We start from the raw sequence: 19,701 nt of genomic DNA, 5'->3' as shown, positions 1-19,701 counted from the left end.
AGAACTGGAATAGCGGTCGTGGGCGCAACAAGCGCCCTCGTGGCCGCTTTGATGACCCCCGCACCCGCACTCGGGGTGCCTACCGGCTCTCCGGCCGGAGCGGTACGCGACGGTGGGGCTGCGGAACCACCCACGAAGGTGACGCTGATCACCGGTGACAAGGTGACCGTGACCGCCGGGCCGGCCGGTGCGCCCGCCTCGGTGAGTGTGGAGCGCAGGCCCGGGGCTGCAGGATCGGTCCGGGTGGTCGCCGACGGCGCCGACACCTACGTCTATCCCGACGACGTCATGCCCTACGTCGCCTCGGGCCGCCTCGACAAGCGGCTCTTCAACGTCACGCAGTTGGTGGCCCAGGGATACGACGACGCGCACACCCGTGAACTCCCCCTGATCGTCAGCCACCTGAAGTCGGCGGCCGCCAAGCAGTCCGTCGCCCGCCTGCCCGGGCTCAAGACGACGGCGAACTTGCCTTCCGTCAACGGTGAGGCGGTCCTCGCGGGCCGGTCGACGGCGGCGGAATTCTGGTCGGCACTGACCGGCGGCAGCGCGAAGACCGCCTCACGCCAGGACGCGGCAGCCGGGTCGTCCTTCGGCTTCGGCGTGGGCAAGGTCTGGCTCGACGGCAAGGCGGAGGCATTCCTGGCCGACACCACGGCGCACATCGGTGCCCCGACGGCCTGGGCCGGGGGAACCACCGGCACCGGCGTCCGGGTGGCCGTGCTGGACACGGGCGCCGACACAGAACACCCCGATCTCGTGGACCGCTTGGTCGCCACCGAGAGTTTTGTCCCCGGTGAGGACGTCACCGACCGGCAGGGCCACGGCACGCACACGGCCTCGACCGTCGCCGGCACCGGCGCCGCCTCGGGCGGCACGGAGCGGGGTGTCGCCCCGTCCGCCGACCTGCTGGTGGGCAAGGTGCTCGACAACGGCGGCTCAGGTCAGGAGTCCTGGATCATCGCGGGCATGGAGTGGGCGGCGCGGACCGAGCACGCCAAGGTCATCAACATGAGCCTCGGCAACCGGAACCTCACCGACCAGTCCGACCCGATGAGCCAGAGCCTGAACAGCCTCAGCGCCGAGACCGGCGCACTCTTCGTCGTCGCGGCCGGTAACGCGGGACCCTCCCCGTACAGCCTGTCGGCACCGGGGACGGCCGACGCCGCCCTGACCGTGGGGGTGGTCGACACCTCCGACCAACTCGACCCGCGGTCCAGTTCCGGGCCGCGCGGACTCGACGACGGCCTCAAGCCGGACATGACCGCTCCCGGCATCAACGTCCTGGCGGCCCGCTCCCAGTACGCGGATTCGGGCGAGGGCTACTACCAGACCATGAGCGGCACTTCGATGGCCGCCCCGCACGTGGCCGGCGCGGCCGTCCTGCTGGCCCAGAAGCACCCCGACTGGACGGGGCAGGAGATCAAGGACGCGCTGATGAGCACCAGCGCGCGGACCCCCGCCTACAGCCCGTACCGCGCGGGCACCGGCCGGGTGGACGTGGCAGCCGCCTACGACCCGGCCGTCGTCGCGACCGGATCGGTGGACGTCGGGCTCGTCCCGTGGTCGCGCTCCGGAACCCCGCCGGTCGACCGGCCGATCGTCTACACCAACCCGGGAGACCACCCCGTCACGCTGGATCTGTCCGTCGATCCGGGCGACTCGGCGGCCGGGGTCTTCTCCCTCGCCGCGAACCACGTCGAGGTGCCGGCACACGGGACCTCACAGATCGCCCTGGTCGCGGACCCGAGGGGCCGGGCCGCAGGCCAGTACTCCGGCCAGGTCCTCGCCCGTGACGCGAGCGGCGCCGTGCTCGCGCACACAGCGGTGGGGATGAGCGTCGAACCCGAGCGCTACAACCTCACCGTGCGCACGAAGGACCGCTCCGGCAATCCCATCGGTGGCTTCATCGAGATCCGCAGCACCAAGGGCTCGTCCTTCGCCGAGGTGCCCGAAAGCGGCACGCTCACCCAGCGTCTGGCACCCGGCCCCTACACGGTCCTGACCTTCGCCGAGGTGGAAGGCACTCACGGCCCCAACTCCCTCGGATTCGCGCTGCTCGCCGCACCCGAGGTCGACCTCTCGACCGACCGAGAGGTGCTCCTCGACGCCTCACGGGCACGCCAGGTCCGGGCGATCACGCCCAAGCCCAGCGCCATCGTCAGCAGCAGGCTCGAGATCTACCGCTCCTTCACCTCGGACAAGCCCACCGCCGGTGACGGCGGCCTGGTGGAGTCGGTCCTCCCCGACACCCGCTACGACAGCCTGTGGGCACTTCCCACCGCGGGCGACCCGGTGAAGAAGGGCAGTTTCGTCTTCACCACCAAGCTCCGGGCCCAGCAGACACCGCTGACCATCGAGTACGACGACAGCACCATCGACGACGCCCTTGTGCAGCGCGGATCCCAGCCGCTCCCCGAGGGGAACACCCGCTTCGACACCCTCTACGCCGGGACCGGCTCCGCCGCCGAGTACGCGGGCCTTTCGGCCCGGGGCCGTGCCGTCGTCGTACGCAGCAGCAGCGAGGTGCCTCCCACCGAGCAGGCGGCGGCGGCGCACGAGGCCGGCGCGGCGATGCTCCTGGTGGTCAACGACGGCCTGGGCAGGAAGAACGACTGGTACGGCGACCCCGACAACGTCACGACCGGGCCGCTCCCGGTGGCATCGGTGACCCAGGACGAGGGCGAGACCCTCATCCGGGACATCACGACCTCCCGCAAGCAGCGACTGCGGCTGGCGATGGAGGCACATCCCGCACCGGAGTACCTGTACGACCTGGTCGACTACCACTCCGGGAGCGTTCCCGAGGACCCCTCGATCGTCGCGGACCCGGGCACCCTCGCGCGCGTCGACATCGACTTCGCCCAGCCGCCCGGAAAGCGTGCCACCGAGACGCGGGTGGACTACCCGCCCTATCTGTGGGGCGCCGCCAGCCAGGTCGCCGGTGACCCCGTCGCCCCCGGCGAGCGCACCGACTGGCTCTCCGCGGGAGACGGCATCCGCTGGCAGCAGTTCGCCTACCTCCCCGGCTGGATGGGATCCGGCAACCTGCCGACGGCGTACCGGCCCGGCAGCAAGCAGGACGAGCGCTGGCTCGGCCCCGTCGTCCGCCCACGCCTCCTGGACAAGGACCTCCCCGTCCGCGACGAGACATCGCTCTCGTTCTACGTCGGCGGCTTCGGCGACTCGGGTACGGCGCACAGCGGCAGCGCCGAGTACGGAACCGCCATGTCCCAGAGCATCGAGCTCTACCAGGGCGAACGGCAGCTGCTCCGGACCGACAGCTCCTACGTGTACGCCTACGACCTCGCACCCGAAACGCTCCCGTACCGGCTCGTCACCGACACCACCGGGGACACCGGACTGAGCCCCTACTCCACCGCCACCCACACCGAATGGAGATTCACCTCAGGCGCCGCGAACCCCGGAACCGTCCCGCTGGCCCAGCTGGACTACGCGGCGGACCTCGACGCCTCCGGCCGTGCGCAACGTACGGCGGACCTCGCCGTCACCCCCACCCTGCCGGGCGTCGCTCCCGGGAAGGACGCCGTTTCGGGGGCCGCACTGGAGGTCTCCTACGATGACGGCGCCACATGGCAGCGCCAGGACCTCAAGGAGAAGAAGGGGACGTGGCAGGCGTCCCTGCGTGCCCCGTCCGGTGCCGACTTCGTGTCGATCCGGGTGACCGCGACTCAGCGGTCGGGCAACGCGGTGACCCAGACCGTCATCCGGGCCTTCGGCCTGAAGTGACGTGAACAGGAGGCCGGAGCCCGCGCCGGGCTCCGGCCTCTTGCAGGTGGCGTAGCGCGCTGGGGAGCTCGCCGAGCCGTAGATCGTCAAGAGACGGCAGCGCCGGCTGACCGGCGTCGACGAGAGTCGCGTTGGCGGTGGGTGGAACAGACCGGCAGAGCTCCGCTGTGCCCTCGCCCCACCTTCAACGGTTGTGCGCGTGCTGGAGCGGACCGTGCCGAGGGGCCACCTGTACATGGGGCGGGTCGCGTCGTGCACGCGCCGGCGGGGTGGGGGAGAACCGGCTTCGTGCCCTGGAGTTGTTTCGTGCGCCTGCGGGCAAGGGAGACGGATACGGGGCCTTCAACGCCGCCGTCATCCAGCTCGAAGCCGCCAACAGTTCCGGTCGCGGGGAGCGCATCCGGCTGCTGACTCCGGCTGCTGACTCAGGCCGCTGACAGCGGCATCGTCGGAGCCGCCGCGAAGTCGGGTGACGAACTGGCAGCGCTGACGACCCTCATCTGACACGGGTCTCGCCCGCCCTCGCCAAGCTGATCGAGCCGTCGGCCCCGGTACTGCCTCCCATGTTCTTGTCCAGGTCGTCGATATCCCGCGAACTCCGGCGGCGGGACTGCTTGCCGCGGCCGGCCCGCCCACCTCACTGGAGCGGTGGGCGGATCGGCCACCCGATCAGGCAGGCTGCTGGGTCACGCCGGCACGCCCTGCGCGAGCTTGGCGATGTGGTCCCATGCCCGGAACTCCGCGATCCTGCGGTCGTACTCCTCCTGCAGCGGCTCGATGCCGCCCGTGCCGAAGAGCACGCGCAGCGGCGGGTTGGGGGCGTCGACGATCGCGAGCAGCGCGTCCGCCGTCGTCGCTGCGTCTCCGGTGACGAACGGCGCGTCCTTCATCCCGGCCATGAGCGCTTCGCGGACGGGCTCGTACTCCGGCATCGGTTCGACTGCCGGAGCGGTGGCGCCGAGGCCGGTAGCGAAGGTGAGGGGCTCGACGAGGGTGACCAGGATCCCCTGGTGGGCGACCTCGGCAGCCAGGGCCTGACTCATGCTCTCCAGCGCCCACTTGGAGGAGTGGTAGAGGCCCATCGTCGGGTATGCGACGAGACCGCCGTAGGAGGAGACTTGGATGATCCTGCCGTGTCCGCGGGCTCGCATGCCCGGGAGCACGGCCCGAGTGGTCCACAGGGCGCCGAAGAAGTTCACGTCGAACTGTGCCCGTGCCTGCTCCTCGGAGACCTCTTCGACGGCTCCCTGCAGCGCGTGGCCGGCGTTGTTCACCAGGATGTCGATGCCGCCGAAGCGGTGTTCGGTTTCCTCCACGGCCTGCCGGGCGGCAGCGGAGTCCGCCACGTCGAACGCCAGCGGCAGCACCTGCTCGCCGAACTCGCTGAGCAGCGGCTCCAGTGACGAGGAGTTCCGTGCGGTGGCCGCGACGCGGTCACCGCGGGAGAGGGCGGCCCTGGCCCAGTGGAGTCCCAGGCCTCGGGAGGCTCCGGTGATGAGCCAGACGGGGGGTGTTGAGGTAGCCATCGAGTCGTTCCTTTGCGCGGTACGGGGACGACGCCGGGCAGGCGTCGCGGTCGACGGAAGGACAATCGGAGATGCATCTCCGTTTCACTGTACTCCGAATCGGAGATGCATCTCCACATAGGTGTCCGCGGGGATGGCCCAGAGCCCTCGCGCCCCGGCCGGGCCGGATGAAACCGCTTCCGCGTCTTCTGACTTGCTTCGGCTTCGCCAAGGGCATGCCGCGATGAACCGTCCGCCAGAGCCGCTGTGACGCCGTCACGCGGTGGGCAGGGGCGGCGGCCGGGTCGTGGATCGTCGGGCGGATGTCCCCCTGTGGAGTCAGGGCGGCGGCGCCCGAGGCGCCGGTGCCGTCCTGGGCCATGGCCGAAAGCGTCGGCCACGTCTCGGCGTTCTTGCCCTCGGCGCCCTCGTTGACGGTGCCGCCAGGCCGGGCAGGGTCGGCGATCCGCGCCGGTTCAGCCCTCGGTGGCCTCGAGTTTCCGCCAGATGCGGATGAGGGCGGCGATGTCCTGCTCGCCGAGCGGCGCCACGAAGTGCTGCTGCACGGCCTCTTCGAAGGTCTCGGCCACCGTATCGGCGTATCTGCGGCCCTCGTCGGTGAAGCCGATCAGGGAGATACGGCCGTCGTCCTGGTCGGCGCTGCGGCGCAGGTGGCCTCTGTCGATCAGTTCCTGCACCAGCCGGGACGCACGGGTGGGGCTCACGCTGACGAGTTCGCCGGCCAGCGCCCGCACGGGCTGTGGTTCCAGATCCTGCAGACGGCACAGGATCTCGAAGGCGCTGAACGAGATCTTGTGCCGCTCCATCAGCACGGCCTCGATCCGCGCGGTCAGCGCCGCGTGCGTGTAGAGGAGAGCGAACCAGGCGTCCTCCTGTGACTGGGAGATGATCGCGTGCCTGGTGGAGGGCGGTCTCATGGCGACCATGGTAACAAACATGCGTGTGCACTTGTGTGCGAGCGCACGCATCTCTAAGCTGCAGGCATGAACCGATCCGAAGAACCGGCGGGAACTTCGTCAGCGACCGCCGATCCGCACTACGCACACCGATGGCTGATCCTGCTGGTGGTCCTGATCTCCCAGGTGATGATCCTGATCGACGCCACCGTCATCAACGTGGCGCTCCCCTCGGCCCAGGCGGGGCTGCACTTCTCCGACGCGACCCGGCAGTGGGTGGTGACCGCCTACGTCCTCGCCTTCGGCAGCCTGCTTCCGCTCGGAGGACGGCTGGCCGACCTGGTAGGACGCAAACGGGTCTTCATCGTGGGCCTCGTGGGCTTCGGTGTGTTCTCCGCACTCGCCGGCGCCGCCCCTGACACGGCCGTACTACTGATCGCGCGTACTCTGCAGGGAGTGTTCGCCGCCGCACTGGCGCCCACCGCGGTCTCCCTGATCACCGTCACCTTCACCGACCACGCCGAACGCAACAAGGCGTTTGCTGTGTTCGGCGCCGTCGGCGGCGGCTCCGGTGCCCTCGGCCTGCTGCTGGGAGGGCTGCTCACCAGTTACCTGGACTGGCGGTGGACGATGTTCGTCAACATCGCCTTCGCCGCTGTCGCCCTTGTCGGCGCGCTCACCTTGATGACGAACTCCGCCGACCCGGACCGGCCGCGCCTGGATCTTCCCGGTGTGCTGCTGGCGTCGGGTGGTCTGTTCCTGCTCGTGTTCGGCAGCGCCCAGGCCGAGAAGGACGGCTGGGGCTCCGCACTCACGATCGGCTCCCTCGTCGGCGGCGCGATTCTCCTCGCCGGGTTCGTCACCGTCGAACGCCGCGCGGTCAATCCGCTCGTCCCCCTGCGGGTGGTGCTCGACCGGAACCGCGGCGCGGCCTATCTGAGCCTGCTGCTGGGCAGCGCCGCGCTGTTCGCGCTGTTCCTCTTCCTGACCTACTACTTCCAGGGAATCCTCGGCTACACCCCCATCAGAACCGGCCTCGCCTTCCTTCCCCTGCCCGTCGGGATCGCGGTCGGCGCCACCATCGCCCAAAGTGCCCTGCTCCCGCGCCTCACCGCCCGGACCATCGTCGCCGCAGGACTGGTCCTGTCGGCGTTCGGGGCCGCACTGCTCACCAGGGTGGACGTCCAGGCCGCATACGCGTCCCGCGTTCTCCCCGGACTCGTGCTGGTCGGCGTCGGTATCGGCGTCTACTTCGTCATCGCCGTGACCATCGGCAGCGTCCCGGACGACCCGCGCGACGCAGGGACCGCCGGCAGCATGAACAATGTCGGCCAGCAGATCGGCACGGCGCTCGGAGTAGCTGTCATCAGCACGTTTGTCGCGTCGGCGACCAGCGGCTATCTGCGCTCCCACGGTCCGGCCGGCCCGTCGCTGCTCGCCCGCGCTGCCGTCCACGGGTACGCGACGGGCTTCTGGTGGGGCGCCGCTACCTTCGCGCTCACCGCTGCACTCTGCACCGCGCTGATCAGGCCGAAGACGTCTTTGGCCGTAGCCGCCGAGCCGTCCGGGCCCCAGCCCGCGGCACCGGCCTTCCAGTGAGCGGCCCCCTGCACGGCCTGCACCCCCGCCGGCAGTGCGCTCCCGCGGTGTCAGTCCCCTTCGCCCTCGACCAGGGCGAGGAACTCCCCGCGACCCAGGGGCGGGACGGGCAGCGGAGTGGGAGCGTCGGAACGCAGGCCGTCGAGCAGGAGGGGGACGAACCGGCGCCAGAGGTCGGGGGACACCCTGCCGTAGGTATCGATGAGTGTTGTCAGCAGGGACATCAGCACGCCGATGTCCGTCGACGTGACCTCGGCACGGATCGTGCCCTGGGCCTGTCCACGCTTCAGCAACTGCTCGATGCACGCCTCGACCCGGGTACGGACATCCGGCAGCAGTGGGCTCTCGGGGGCACTGCGCAGGAAGTCCAGGAGCGCGCGCTTGGCTGCCTGCGGCCGCAGGACCGCCTCGAAGAACGCCGCCAGCCCGGCCAGGCCGTCCTTGTGCGCCGCCGCCCGCTCGGCCTCCGCCAACATGGCATCGAACGACTCGGCAAGAACGGCGTCAGCCAGTTCGTACTTGTTGGCGAAGTGCCGGTAGGCGGTGCCCACACCGACTCCGGCCCGCAGCGCGACATTGTCAAGGGTAGGGCTGAGGCCGCCCGCATCGAACAACTCCCGCCCGGCGGCAATCAGCGCCTCCCGGTTGCGCGCGGCGTCCTTGCGCCGGGGCCGCACCGACTGTCCGGGCTCTTCCGGCTCGCCCACGTCCGACCTCCCTCGACTGACCCCAGCCTAGCTGAGCGGAGCAGCACCTCCGCTTCCGCACCGGCCGCCGTGGGAGCGGATTGCTCCGCTGTAGCCGGGTACTGGATGGCCGGGCAGGGAGCCGGCGACACGGGCCGAGGTCCGGGCGGGCCGGGGCGGTGTGTGCCGGAGGCGGAGCGCAGGCCGTTGCCGACGGCTTCGGCGAGTAGTCGGGCCTGTCGGGCGGTGAATCACGCGCGGGGGAGTACGAGGTCGACGGGGAGTGCGCCTGCGTGCACGGTGACGAACGCGGCGGGCAAGCCCAGCACCCGCAGGCCGTCGGCCGTCGAAGCCCGCGGGCTGGTGCCGGCTGTGTTCCTGCCGCCCGACGCGCGAGGAACTGCCGGACTGCTTGAACCCGCCGTGTCCGGGACATGGGTGGACGCGGGGCAAGGGCGGCTGCGCGTCACGCCTGCGGCAGCTCCAGGTCGTCCGTGTCGCCTCCCGGCCCCGGGTCCCTCCATCCGGCGTCGTCCAGCGACCAGTCGTCCCGGCCCGCCGGCAGGTGCCGCACGGCTCCCTCGACCTCGCCCACGACCTGCTCCGGCAGACCTGCGGTGTCGGTCGGCGCGACCACGGCGTGGTGCCGTCGGCGCCACGGATCGCCCGCAGGTCACCCGAAGCAACAGCGGCGGTGACGGCGGCGGCAGGCAGACGCTGCTGGGCGGCCACCAGGGGACCGGTTTTCCGTCCCAGGAGGAGAACGCGCCGGAGGGTCCGTCGTCAGTCAGCGTCGCCAGCCGGACCGCGCCGGCGGCGCTCAGATGCTGTTGGCGATGCGCTCGTGGTCCCGTTCGCCCTCGCGGGTCTGGATACCAGCGGCGAGCAGCTTGTGGGCGAGCTCGGTGACCTCATCGCCGAACGCCGCGAACAGGCCCTTGTTCTCAACGGCGTACGCCGCACGAGAGATCGGCTGCGCGACCGCGTCGACCGCAGCCTTGGTGATGGGGATCACCTCTGGCCGCAGGCCGGCGATCCGTCGGGCGAGGGTGTCGACGAAGGAATCGATTTCTGCAGCGGGCAGGGCACGGTTGATCAGACCGTACCGTTCGGCGAGCTCCGCGCCCACGAGTTCGGCGCCGAGGATGAGCTCCAGTGCGCGGGCCCTCCCTGCCAGGCGCGTCATGTTCACCGTGCCGCCGCCTCCGGGGAGGATCCCCATCAGGGACTCCGGCTGCGCCTGCCCCGACTTGCCGATCGCCGCGAATCGCATGTCCAGGGACATGAAGAACTCGTTTCCCGCGCCGCGTGCGAAGCCGTCAGCCGTGACGTTCCTCGTACGCGACGTCCAGGAACTCGCGACGATCCTCGGCCTCATCGAGCAGACCCCGGCCCTGTGCGCACGCCTCCGCGAGAAGCAGGCTGAATGGCGGCCAGAGATCGTCGCCCGACTGCAGAAGACAGCCGGCTCGACCGTCGGCTCATCGGTCATCGCCAACGTTCGCGTAGCCGCGGCGCTCGAATGCTTGTGGATCGTCCTCGGGCAATGGAGTGCGAGCGGCGGCGAAGATGACCTCGGCAAACTGCTGGACACTGCGTTCGCCGCCTTCTCGACCCCGACATGCCGGCAGACGGACGCTCCGTCGTAAGGCGTGCTGTACGGCATTGCTGCCGCCCTGCCTGTTCTCCGTGAGCAGGGTTTCGGACAGTTCGTCATCGACGTCCGCCTCAGCCCGGTCGGCGCGAGCAGGGCGTCACGATCTGTGTCGGCCCCGACTGTCCTGCGATCGGTGGCAGGCGTCGACGTCGCGGCCTGGCGGCAGGTCGATGGCGGCAGCGGGATGCTGCCCGCCGGCGGGGGCGAGGGAGGTCAGCAGGTGGACATCGGTGACGACACCCTGTGGGGCGTCAACCGCCCCAAGAAGGGAGCCGGCAACACCCTGGCCGCACTCAGGTCGATCCGAGCGGCCCGCCCGGACGGTGCCCCGATCTATGTCATCCTGGACAATCTCTCCGCCCACAAGGGCGACAAGATCCGGCGCTGGGCGAAGAAGAACCGGGTCGAGTTGTGGCTGCTCGCATCCGCAGCGAGAAGGGCTGCGCTGGGGCGGACGACCAACGAAAGTCGCGTGACCTCGACCAGAGCACCGGCGACACTGGCGCCATGACCGATGATCGCAGGGCTCTGCAGGCCAGCTGGAATCGGACCCGTGACGACCTCGACGCCGCCCGAGCCCACCTCACACGCCTGCCGGACATCGATCTCTCAGCGACGCTGGAGCTCTTGGAGCACAACGAGTTGGGACTCGCCTTCGACTGCCTGGTCGATCTCGGTGACGACCTCGACCTACCCCTCCGTTTCTGGCAGCACCTGGACCGAGCGGCGCGGGAGATGCGGCTGTACAGCGATGCCCTGCACAGGTCCCACCTCACGGCTGCCGACCTCTGTCGCCGTCACCTCGCCGCTGCCTCCGAGCAGGAATGACCCACCAACCCGGCGAACCTTCCCGGTCGGAGCACCAGGCGTACGTGGGCGGCCTCGGGCCCGAAGTGCCAACCGGGGAGGCAGGGGTGATGCATGCGATCCTTCGGGCGCACTCTTCGACCTCCGCACGCCCTACGCATGCGCTGCATCGGTCGCGCTGACCCCGTCGGCCCCCGAGCCGTGGCCCGCGTGGGGCGAACTCGAGGGCTTTGGACTCGACGTCATCGCATTCAGTCGGGACAGGGAGGAACGGCGCTGCACTTCAGACAGACCCATCACTGCCGCCCCTAGCGCGAGCCAGCCCACGGGTCCCGCGACCATCACGGCGTCGGCCAGCAACAACGGCCCAACCGACTGCGCAACGGATGCGGACAGACCTGCCACGCCCAGATACGCGGGCTGCGCCTGGTTCGGTGCGAGACAGACTGCCAATTCCCAGGAGCTCACCGCTCGCATCAACTCCGCCCCGGTGACCAGGCCCGCCGCGGCAAGCATCAGGACCGTCGAGAACACCGCTCCGCCGGCCGGCGAGAGTGCGACGAGAACGCAGCAGGCGAGCAACGTCGAGCCATAGGCGACGACTGCCCAGCCCGCACGGCGCGGGCTGTCGATCCTCCTCGATACCGGCATCTGAAAGACGACCACCAGCACGGTGTTGATAATGAGAAAAGTTGGGACGACCGTGTGCGGTGCTGTGGTGTGATTGAACAGCCACAGCGGGAGACCGACGCTGAGGATTGTGCTGTCCAGATTGAGTGGTGTGTCGAGCAGTACGAAGCGCAGATAGCCCAGGTCGCGCCAGGGAGTGGGTGCAGACGCTCGACCTTCCACTGCGGGCTCGGATCGCTGTGGCCTCTCCGTTTTGCCCGGCACACCGCTTACTTCTCGAGTGCGACCGACGATGAGCGCCGCGATGAGGAAAGAGACCGCATCACCCATCACCAGTGCGCCGTAAGCATCCCGGGTTCCGACCGCGATACCGAGGGCGGCGATCCCCGCCCCGACCGCGTAGCCAATGTTCATCGTCACGCGCGAAAGGGCTCGATACGTCACCCGCTGCTCGCCCGCCACCCGAGTAGCGAAGAGCATTTCCCATGTTCTGGCGGCGCGATCCGCGATAGAGAGGAGAGTGACAACGGGCAGCAGGGTGGCGAAGCTGTCGCAGACCAGCAGTAGAGCGACCGCTGCCATCCGGAGCAGATGGGCTCCAATCAGCAGAGTGCGCAGGCTATGGCGGCCTGCCAATCGGCCGCCGACCGGAGACCCGGCGATGCCGGCGGCTCCCGCAGCGCCCAGCAGCAAACCGATGTGCCCGGCGTCCAGGCCGACCACGAAGGTGAAGTACAAGACTGAGACTGCCGACCACACGCCGGTCCCGGTCCGATCCAGCATCAGCGCGACAAGCATGGTCCGTGCGTCACGGCCTCCTGGGGGATCGCGCAGCTGCGCCCGCAGCCCCCCGCCGCGCCCCCGTGCCGATCGACTCCGCGGCGTTCCATGCATCACACGGCCCCTTCAGAAAGAATCTCTTGACGTCAAGAGACTGCGAGTCTGCCGATCCATTACCTTGATGTCAAGATACTTGATATCGACAGAGTCTCCCGGAGCCCCTTCGACGGCAGGGCTTGTCCGGCCGATGATGTTCTGAGCCGGATGGTGAGTGCTGCTGCAGGCGGGCGGCCTGGCTGTCGGCCTTCTTCGGGATGGTGTGCTGGATACCCCGGCGTCGCAGGTACCCGCGGATGAGCGTTGAGGGTTGGCCGTTGGGCCGCCTTTGGCGGGGGGCTGGACGGACTCCTGGTCTGTATGCGGCACCTGGGAGTGCTTCGCCTGGGAACGCGCATCGTGGCCGGCACCTTCGTGAACTGGGTGCAATAGGCCCGCTGTCCCGGCGTGACGATCAGGGACAACGGACGGCAGCGGCCATCGGCGCTCAGGTGGGCTTTGCTGGTGAACCCGCCCCGCGAGCGGCCCAGGCCCTCACTTCCCGCGCCACCTCCACCAGGCGGCCGTACAGGCTCTGACCAGCTGAGCGGTCGGTGGAGCTGGTCCCCCCCGCACCATCTGGCGGTGTGGCTTCGACGGCGCGACATAGCCCAGGTCTCGTATCCGAGCGGCGCAGGGCTGACCGGTACCGCAGGGGGAGGGGGGAGGGCTGAGCGATCCGTCATTCGTGAGGTGGGCTTCGCCGGGCAGAGTTCGTGAGCCGTTCGGCGAGAGCTTCGACGAGGCCGCGGAGCTCATCCGGGCGTTCGACGATGAAGGGCCGGTCCAGCGAGGCGAGGACAGCCGGCAGCCAGTCGAGCCGTTCCACCCGGAGTCCGACGCGGGACCAGCGCGCGGTCTGCGGATCCGCGCTGCTCGGGGGGAGTTCCTCCACGATCGCGATGCCGGCGGGAAGCCGGGTGTGGATCTGCTCGGCCGTCCCCTGGATCCGCAGGGTTACCTCATGCCGGTAGGGAGCTGTGGCGAGCCCGGTCAGTACGCGCTTCGCCGGGTCGAGTCCCGCGGGTGGCTCGAACGAGCCAGGCAGGGTTCTCACCCCGGTGATGCGATCCAGCCGGAATGTCCGGTCCTCGCCGGCCGTGAGATCCGCAGCCGTGACGTACCACCGGCCCGAGTGGGCGACGACCCCGTGCGGGTGAAGTGTACGTTCGCTGCGCCGGCCGTCAGCGGCTGTGTACCGGATCGAGAGCGGCCGGTGATGGTTGACCGCGTCGGCGATCGCGAGCAGGACCGTGGATTCCGGGGCGACTGCCTCGCCGGGCCGATCAGTGAAGGCAAGGGAACCGAGCACGGCGTCGAGTCTGCGGCTCAGCCGCTCGGGCAGCACTCGTCGGATCTTGGCCGCCGCCGTCTCACTCGCCGTGTCCGTGGCCAAGCCGGCTCGCCGACCCGCGACCAGGCCGAGCAGCACGGCGAGCGCTTCGTCGTCGCTCAGCATGAGCGGAGGCATGCGGAAACCGGGGGCGAGGCGGTAGCCGCCGTAACGGCCGCGCACCGACTCGACGGGCACATCGAGGTCGAGGAGGTGACCGACGTATCGCCGTACGGTGCGTTCGTCGACGTCGAGCCGATCGGCGAGTTCGGTCACAGTGCGGATGCCGCCCGACTGCAGGAGTTCCAGCAGGGCGAGCACGCGGGCAACGGGGCGAGGCATGCCATGAAGTCTCCCGCATATACCGGGCGGGTTCCGCCCGGTATTCGTCGTAGCTTGCGTTCAGAAGCACCGACGGACCAGGAGAAAACCATGGACTTTGTCTCTATCCGCATCATCACGGGCGACGTCGCCCGCCTCGTCAGCTTTTACGAGTACGCCACCGGCGCATCTGCCGACTGGTCCAACGAGGACTTCGCGGAGCTCAGGACCGCTTCGGCCACCCTCGCGATCGGCAGCACCCGCACTGTCCCCCTGTTCGCGCCCGGCTCCGCCCGCCCGGCCGACAACCACAGCGTCATCCTCGAATTCCTTGTCGACGACGTGGACAGCGTGCACAAGAACCTGACCGGCTTCGTTGAGGACTTCGTGAACGAACCCACCACGATGCCCTGGGGCAACCGTTCGCTCCTGTTCCGCGACCCCGACGGCAACCTCGTCAACTTCTTCACCCCCGTCACACCGGCCGCCATCGAGAAGTTCGCTCGCTGAGGGACAACACAGCCGCCCGGCAGGCACACGGTTTCGCCGTCGGTCCATCTTCGTTGGCAAACCGTCCGGGTTCACAGTCACCGGACAGCCGGCGGCGCGGCCTGCGGCGAGCGCGCCCACCAGCCGGGACGGGTGTGACGCTCACCGGGATTGAGCGTTGCGGGTGTCACACCGCCGTGAAACGCGGCGTGGCACCCCGAGGGAGCGTGACACCCGGCGTCCGCCGGACGGCCGCGTCCCCACTGCCTCGACCGCAGGACTGGCACTCAGGCAAGGTGCGTGTCGTAGGTCTCACGGTTGGCAAGCACTTCGTCCATGTGCACCTCGGCCCAGGCCTTGACCTGGCGCATCGTCTCGTACAACGACAGGCCAAGTTCGGTCAGCTCGTATGAGACCGTGACCGGCACCGTCGGCGTGACGGCCCGGCTCACCAGGCCGTCACGCTCCAAGGCGCGCAGCGTCTGAGTGAGCATCTTCTGGCTGACGCCGGCCAGAAGGCGCAGCAGCTCCGAATAGCGCATCACCCGGGGCTCGCCGGCGCAGTCTGCGCCGGGCTCATGCGGAGCGTCACTGCCCAGCGCAGCCAAAACCAGCGTGACCCATTTGTCGGATATCCGGTCGAGCAGCTTGCGGCTGGGGCATGCCGCCAGGAAGGCGTCGTACTCCACTTTGGCTTGCGCCCTCTGCTGGGCAGCCGTCATCGTCGCCATCAATTCGTTCCTCTCTCCTTCGGGTGACCTACGCACTCCAAGGTGCCTTCTTCCGATCAGGGTGCAACATCCCAATAGTAGGCAAGGTACCGATTGACACCACGCCTGACCCGACACGAAAGACAAGGCATGAGCACGATCTCCACGCCTCTGCCCGGGGGCACTTGGACCTTGGGCGGTCTGACCGTCACCCGCTTCGGCTACGGGGCCATGCAGCTCGCCGGCCCCGGGGTCATGGGTCCGCCCGCAGACCACGATGGCGCGCTCGCCGTCCTGCGGGAGGCCGTCGACCTCGGCATCACTCACATCGACACCGCCGGAGCGTATGGACCACGCGTCACCAACCAGCTGATCCGTGAGGCCCTGCGCCCCTATCCTGACTCGCTGCACGTCGTGACCAAGGTCGGCGCTACCCGCGATGAGCAGGGCGGCTGGCCGCCCGCCCGGCGGCCGGAAGACCTGCGCCGGTTCGTCCACGAGAACCTCGAGGACCTCGGCCTCGACGCCCTCGACGTGGTCAACCTCCGGGTCGGCGACGCTCTGGGCCCCCGTCCCGGCTCGCTCGCCGAGGCGTTCGAGACTCTCGTCGAACTCCAGCGGCAGGGCCTGATCCGACACCTGGGAGTCAGCAACGTGACGGCGGACCAGGTCGCCGAGGCGCAAGCGATCGCCCCGATCGTATGCGTGCAGAACATGTACAACCTTGCCTACCGCCAGGACGACGAGCTGATCGACGACCTCGCCGGCAAGGGCGTCGCCTACGTGCCCTTCTTCCCGCTCGGCGGCTTCACCCCCCTGCAGTCCACAGCACTCTCCATCGTGGCCACCCGGCTCGACGCGACGCCGATGTCGGTAGCCCTTGCCTGGCTGCTGCGGAGATCACCGAACATCCTCCTCATTCCCGGCACCTCGTCAGTGACGCACCTGCGCGAGAACATCGCCGGCGCGCGACTCTCGCTCTCCGAGGACGACCTCACTGAGCTGGACAAGATCGGCCGCTGACGGCGGTATTCCGGGGACCGCCCCTGTCGAGGGGGCGGCCCCGGGATATCCGGGCCCGGTACAGGGACCGGCCACGGACGACAGTGGGCGTGCCGATCTGCGGCCTGCAGGCCCACAGCCTGCGCGAGGCCGGCACTGGCTTCGTCCGGCCCCGCCACGAAGACCCCGTCGGCCGAGGAGACCGAGAACGAGGTGGCCGAGCTGATCCGCGAGCCCGGTCCGGACACCGTGGGCGCGGACGACCACGTCCGGGCAGCGGTCGCGGACACCTTCGTGCACAACCTGCGACTGATGCACGCACACGTACCCGGAAAGGTGGACGGCGATCTGCTGCTCTTCACCGCTGTGCTCGGCAAGCACGAGGAACACCCCAGCGGCGATGTCTGGCAGGCCCACACCACCGGCCGGGTGATCAACGCCGACCTGCAGTGCGTGCACTACGAAATGAACTCAGCGACTGCCCTTGCCCAGGTCGGCGGGGTGATCACCTCGCGCACCTCCGTCGTGCCACTTCCCGCTGACGCACACTCGGTAATCTCAGCACTCGCCTCGCCCGGTCCCTGGAAGGGAGCCCTCTCAGGGACCGGGCCACCGCATGACACATGCATCCCGAGGCTTGGCACGACCGCGCGCAGCAGCGATCAACCCCCGCTTCACGGGGCGGCTTTCGCTGCCGACACCATCGGTCGGTCGGCGCACCGCCCGTCGTTGTGCCGCCTGGTCAGTCGTCGGCCGCGACCAGCAGCGTGATGCGCCCGGCTGATCGGTCGATGAGCACGAACTGGTGCAACTCCTCATGGACTCCACCCCAGTCGTGGAGTGCCTCGTCCCGCGGCGAGGCGGTCGAATACCTCCCGCTGCAGGTCCGCCTCCAGATTGCGGGCCCTTTCGCACGCATGCCCACCCACCCCCGGGGGACCCTTACCGGGCAGGCACCCACCTTTGATTCGGCCCTGCCTGACGGTTCGTCAGGGGTGGGCCAGGACGCTGGGTCCGTAGCCGGCCCTATTCGGCGTCCTGCGCCTGGATCAGGTCGAGGTCGCGGACGCAGAAGCCGTGGTGTTCGAAGGTCTCGTTGAGCACGGTGCCGAGGCACTGCCGTACCGAGCGTCCCCGGGCGTACGGCGGCCAGACATCGTCGTCGGGGACCGGCGCTCGCGCTGCGAGCTGCACAGCGGTGACCTCGTCGAGCCAGGCCTCGAGTTCGGCGGCCTGTACGTCACGCACGCTGACGATCTCGTCGAGGGTCGGATCGAGCGAGAGGTCAAGCCCGTGCGCTCCGCGGTAGGGCTCGGCGGCCGTCCCGATGCCCATCGGCGTGAACAGTTCCGTCGAGCCCAGGCAGCAGCGGCGGAACCACGAGTCGTGGACGAAGACAAGGTGGCGCATCGTCTGCACCGCCGACCACTCGTCGTTCACGCTGCGGCGCTCGATGTCGGGCGTACGGCGGATTCGCTCGATCGTGGCGGCCCAGCCGGCATGGAGCTGACGCGATGCCTCACGCAGATCGGCAGGGTCCTCGGAGCGGATCAGTACCCGGACCGGATGACGCCGGTCGAGCTCTGCCTCGACGTACTCGGTGACCTCGACACCGTTCACCACGAGGTTGGTGATGAGGCCGTCGATCACGGCATCCTGCATGACGACGCCGATCAGGCGTGCCCCGGTCAGATCGCACTCGCGGAACTCCGCACCGTGCAGATCCTCGTCAACATACCTCGTCATGCTCTGCATACTAGGCAGTTTCGTTCGGATCAGCTGGTCGTTCGTCGGGCGTGCCGTTGACTGACGTGCAGTGGGCGCGGATTGGGCCGTTACTCCCGGACCGGGCACCGAAGCGTGGTGGCCGCTGGCGTGACCATCGCGCGGTGATCGACGCGATCGCATTCACGTTCCAGACCGGGACGCAGCGGGTGCACCTGCCAGAGAAGTGCGGCAACTGGCGTGCTGTCTACGACCGCTTGCGGAGGTGGGCTGTCGACGGGTCCTGGGAGCGGGTGCTCACCGCGCTGGCGGCCCAGGCAGACGCGGACGAGGACCTGGCGACGGGCCAGCTGGGTGTGGTTCAGCCGGGCACTGTCGCGCTGGCTGCGCAGCCACTGCGACAGCGTCTGGAGCGCCTCATCGCACGGGGCAATGGGTGAACACGTCGGCCCGTCGTCACTTCCCCACCTTCTGGGACGGGGGATCCTGGGCCACCATCGGTCCTGGGGGAGAGCCTCGGCGCTACCGGGAAAACGGCGGACGAGCGGAAAAGGGAACTTTCATGATCCCTTCATCGCCCGGCATGCACGTCGATGCCCAGGAGGCGTCTCACGATGGTGCGGCCCATCTCGATGTGGCTCGCGTTCTGATACAGCAGGTACATGTCGTTCGCCTGACGCAGGATAGCGAGGACCTGGAACGTCAGTTCCTGCGGTGACTGCTCGCCGGACAGCCTGCCGGCTTCCTGTGATTCCGCGACGACGGCGTTGACCAGTTCGGTCCAACGACTGTAGAGGAGTACGAGCTGGTCGCGGACGGCTCCTGGGCGGGTGTCGTACTCCGAGTTCGCGGCGGCGAAGAAGCAGCCGCCCGGGAAAATGTCCCGTTCGACGAAGGAGAGCCAGTTCTCGCACAGAGCGAGGAGCTTTTTCAGAGGATCGGATTCCTGGAGGGCAGGCTGGACAATCTCTTTGTCGTAAAGCAGACGGGCCTGTTCGATGATGGCCAGTTCCAGCTCTTCTTTGGATCCGAAGAGTGCGTGCAGTGACGACTTGCTCATGCCTAGCTTGTCGGCCAGCATTCCGATGGTGAGGCCTTGGAGGCCGTGCACGGTCGCTTCCGCGGGTGCTGCGGACAACACGGCGTGCCGGCTCCGCTCGCCATTGCTCCGCGTACGGCGAGCGCGAGTCCCTGTCGCCTCAACAGACATGAGCAGCCCCTCTTGGACGACCGACCGTCCAGTGTAGACCACCTCCCACTCGACCGCTGCCTTCGGCGCCCACGGGGTGCTGTCCAGAGAACCCGAGTCGCTTTTTGGACGGACGTTCGTCTAAGGTGCGCGAAGGTCTACCCAACGAACTCGCAAGCAACTCGGGGCGCGGGGCGACTTCCCGAAGCCGATCACCGAGCTCAACTCGGGGCCGGTCTGGACGCGGGAGTCCATCCAGCAGTTCGCGGCGGGATGGGACCGCAAGGCGGGCGGCCCCGCAAGACAACACCGGCGGCCTGAGCGCACACAGCGGCGGCCCGGATCCCCACGGTGGGGGTCCGGGCCGCTGTGCTGCGCCGTGGCGCGGGTCAGGCGAGACGGAAGTCCGCTACCACCAGATGACGACGTATCCGTTGCCGCCAGCGTCACCGGGGTTGAGAGGACCACCGGCGCCGCTGTTGCCGCCGGTGCCCGCGTTCGGCGGTGC

General features: G+C 69.1%; 18 protein-coding genes and 1 pseudogene. 9 read left to right on the top strand and 10 right to left on the bottom strand.

Annotated elements, in window-relative coordinates:
- Positions 1-138: 138 nt before the first annotated feature.
- Positions 139-3,747 (top strand): S8 family peptidase, encoded by a 3,609-nt coding sequence (locus PV364_RS39390; protein WP_319665760.1) that lies wholly within the window; start codon positions 139-141, stop codon positions 3,745-3,747.
- Positions 3,748-4,433: 686 nt separating this feature from the next.
- Here PV364_RS39390 and PV364_RS39385 read toward each other — a convergent pair.
- On the bottom strand, positions 4,434-5,273 hold the full coding sequence (locus PV364_RS39385) for an SDR family NAD(P)-dependent oxidoreductase (RefSeq protein WP_319665759.1): 840 nt from the start codon (positions 5,271-5,273) through the stop codon (positions 4,434-4,436).
- 455 nt (positions 5,274-5,728) lie between these two features.
- Positions 5,729-6,190: a MarR family winged helix-turn-helix transcriptional regulator gene (locus PV364_RS39380; protein WP_319665758.1), complete on the bottom strand. Its 462-nt coding sequence runs from the start codon at positions 6,188-6,190 to the stop codon at positions 5,729-5,731.
- 66 nt (positions 6,191-6,256) lie between these two features.
- Between PV364_RS39380 and PV364_RS39375 the strand changes: the two genes are divergently transcribed.
- Entirely contained in the window at positions 6,257-7,768 is a 1,512-nt protein-coding gene (locus tag PV364_RS39375; RefSeq protein ID WP_319665757.1) for an MFS transporter, read from the top strand.
- A gap of 50 nt (positions 7,769-7,818) precedes the next feature.
- On the opposite strand, the gene PV364_RS39370 is transcribed toward PV364_RS39375, so the two are convergent.
- From PV364_RS39370 to PV364_RS39355, 3 genes are all read right to left on the bottom strand, one after another.
- Positions 7,819-8,475 (bottom strand): TetR/AcrR family transcriptional regulator, encoded by a 657-nt coding sequence (locus tag PV364_RS39370; RefSeq protein WP_319665756.1) that lies wholly within the window; start codon positions 8,473-8,475, stop codon positions 7,819-7,821.
- 445 nt (positions 8,476-8,920) lie between these two features.
- Positions 8,921-9,091, bottom strand: a complete 171-nt coding sequence (locus tag PV364_RS39365; RefSeq protein WP_319665755.1) for a hypothetical protein — start codon at positions 9,089-9,091, stop codon at positions 8,921-8,923.
- Positions 9,092-9,274: 183 nt separating this feature from the next.
- Entirely contained in the window at positions 9,275-9,739 is a 465-nt protein-coding gene (locus PV364_RS39355) for an enoyl-CoA hydratase/isomerase family protein (RefSeq protein WP_319665754.1), read from the bottom strand.
- On the opposite strand from PV364_RS39355, the gene PV364_RS39350 reads away from it, so the two are divergent.
- From PV364_RS39350 to PV364_RS39340, 3 genes and pseudogenes are all read left to right on the top strand, one after another.
- Complete coding sequence (locus PV364_RS39350) at positions 9,738-10,103, top strand: hypothetical protein (RefSeq protein WP_319665753.1); 366 nt, start codon at positions 9,738-9,740, stop codon at positions 10,101-10,103. The genes PV364_RS39355 and PV364_RS39350 overlap by 2 nt on opposite strands.
- A gap of 234 nt (positions 10,104-10,337) precedes the next feature.
- Positions 10,338-10,622, top strand: a pseudogene (locus PV364_RS39345) (IS630 family transposase); the annotation flags it as partial.
- Positions 10,619-10,939: a MafI family immunity protein gene (locus tag PV364_RS39340; RefSeq protein WP_319665752.1), complete on the top strand. Its 321-nt coding sequence runs from the start codon at positions 10,619-10,621 to the stop codon at positions 10,937-10,939. The pseudogene PV364_RS39345 and the gene PV364_RS39340, both read left to right, overlap by 4 nt.
- 132 nt (positions 10,940-11,071) lie before the next feature.
- Here the strand turns inward: PV364_RS39340 and PV364_RS39335 are convergent, their stop codons facing one another.
- Positions 11,072-12,346, bottom strand: a complete 1,275-nt coding sequence (locus PV364_RS39335; protein ID WP_319665751.1) for an MFS transporter — start codon at positions 12,344-12,346, stop codon at positions 11,072-11,074.
- Positions 12,347-13,106: 760 nt separating this feature from the next.
- Entirely contained in the window at positions 13,107-14,099 is a 993-nt protein-coding gene (locus tag PV364_RS39330) for a YafY family protein (protein WP_319665750.1), read from the bottom strand.
- 90 nt (positions 14,100-14,189) lie between these two features.
- Here PV364_RS39330 and PV364_RS39325 point away from each other — a divergent pair, with 90 nt between their 5' ends.
- Entirely contained in the window at positions 14,190-14,588 is a 399-nt protein-coding gene (locus tag PV364_RS39325; RefSeq protein WP_319665749.1) for a VOC family protein, read from the top strand.
- Between the two features lie 266 nt (positions 14,589-14,854).
- Here PV364_RS39325 and PV364_RS39320 read toward each other — a convergent pair whose 3' ends face one another.
- Complete coding sequence (locus tag PV364_RS39320) at positions 14,855-15,298, bottom strand: helix-turn-helix domain-containing protein (RefSeq protein WP_319665748.1); 444 nt, start codon at positions 15,296-15,298, stop codon at positions 14,855-14,857.
- Positions 15,299-15,427: 129 nt separating this feature from the next.
- Here PV364_RS39320 and PV364_RS39315 point away from each other — a divergent pair, with 129 nt between their 5' ends.
- Together PV364_RS39315 and PV364_RS39310 are read left to right on the top strand one after the other, a co-directional pair.
- Positions 15,428-16,300, top strand: coding sequence for an aldo/keto reductase family oxidoreductase (locus tag PV364_RS39315; RefSeq protein ID WP_319665747.1), 873 nt, complete (start codon positions 15,428-15,430; stop codon positions 16,298-16,300).
- Between the two features lie 192 nt (positions 16,301-16,492).
- On the top strand, positions 16,493-17,050 hold the full coding sequence (locus PV364_RS39310) for a hypothetical protein (RefSeq protein WP_319665746.1): 558 nt from the start codon (positions 16,493-16,495) through the stop codon (positions 17,048-17,050).
- A 255-nt stretch (positions 17,051-17,305) separates the two neighbouring features.
- Here the strand turns inward: PV364_RS39310 and PV364_RS39305 are convergent, their stop codons facing one another.
- The gene (locus PV364_RS39305) at positions 17,306-18,025 is read right to left on the bottom strand and encodes a DinB family protein (protein WP_319665745.1); all 720 of its coding nucleotides are present in this window, start codon (positions 18,023-18,025) and stop codon (positions 17,306-17,308) included.
- A gap of 50 nt (positions 18,026-18,075) precedes the next feature.
- Between PV364_RS39305 and PV364_RS39300 the strand changes: the two genes are divergently transcribed.
- Positions 18,076-18,444, top strand: a complete 369-nt coding sequence (locus tag PV364_RS39300; protein ID WP_319665744.1) for a transposase — start codon at positions 18,076-18,078, stop codon at positions 18,442-18,444.
- Positions 18,445-18,575: 131 nt separating this feature from the next.
- On the opposite strand, the gene PV364_RS39295 is transcribed toward PV364_RS39300, so the two are convergent.
- Positions 18,576-19,214 (bottom strand): TetR/AcrR family transcriptional regulator, encoded by a 639-nt coding sequence (locus PV364_RS39295; RefSeq protein ID WP_319665743.1) that lies wholly within the window; start codon positions 19,212-19,214, stop codon positions 18,576-18,578.
- Between the last annotated feature and the right edge of the window lie 487 nt (positions 19,215-19,701).

This window comes from Streptomyces sp. MI02-7b (assembly GCF_033793585.1).
Lineage (GTDB): Bacteria > Actinomycetota > Actinomycetes > Streptomycetales > Streptomycetaceae > Actinacidiphila.
The sequence above is the reverse complement of the archived record's forward strand: the minus strand, read 5'-3'. Positions and strand labels throughout refer to the sequence as shown.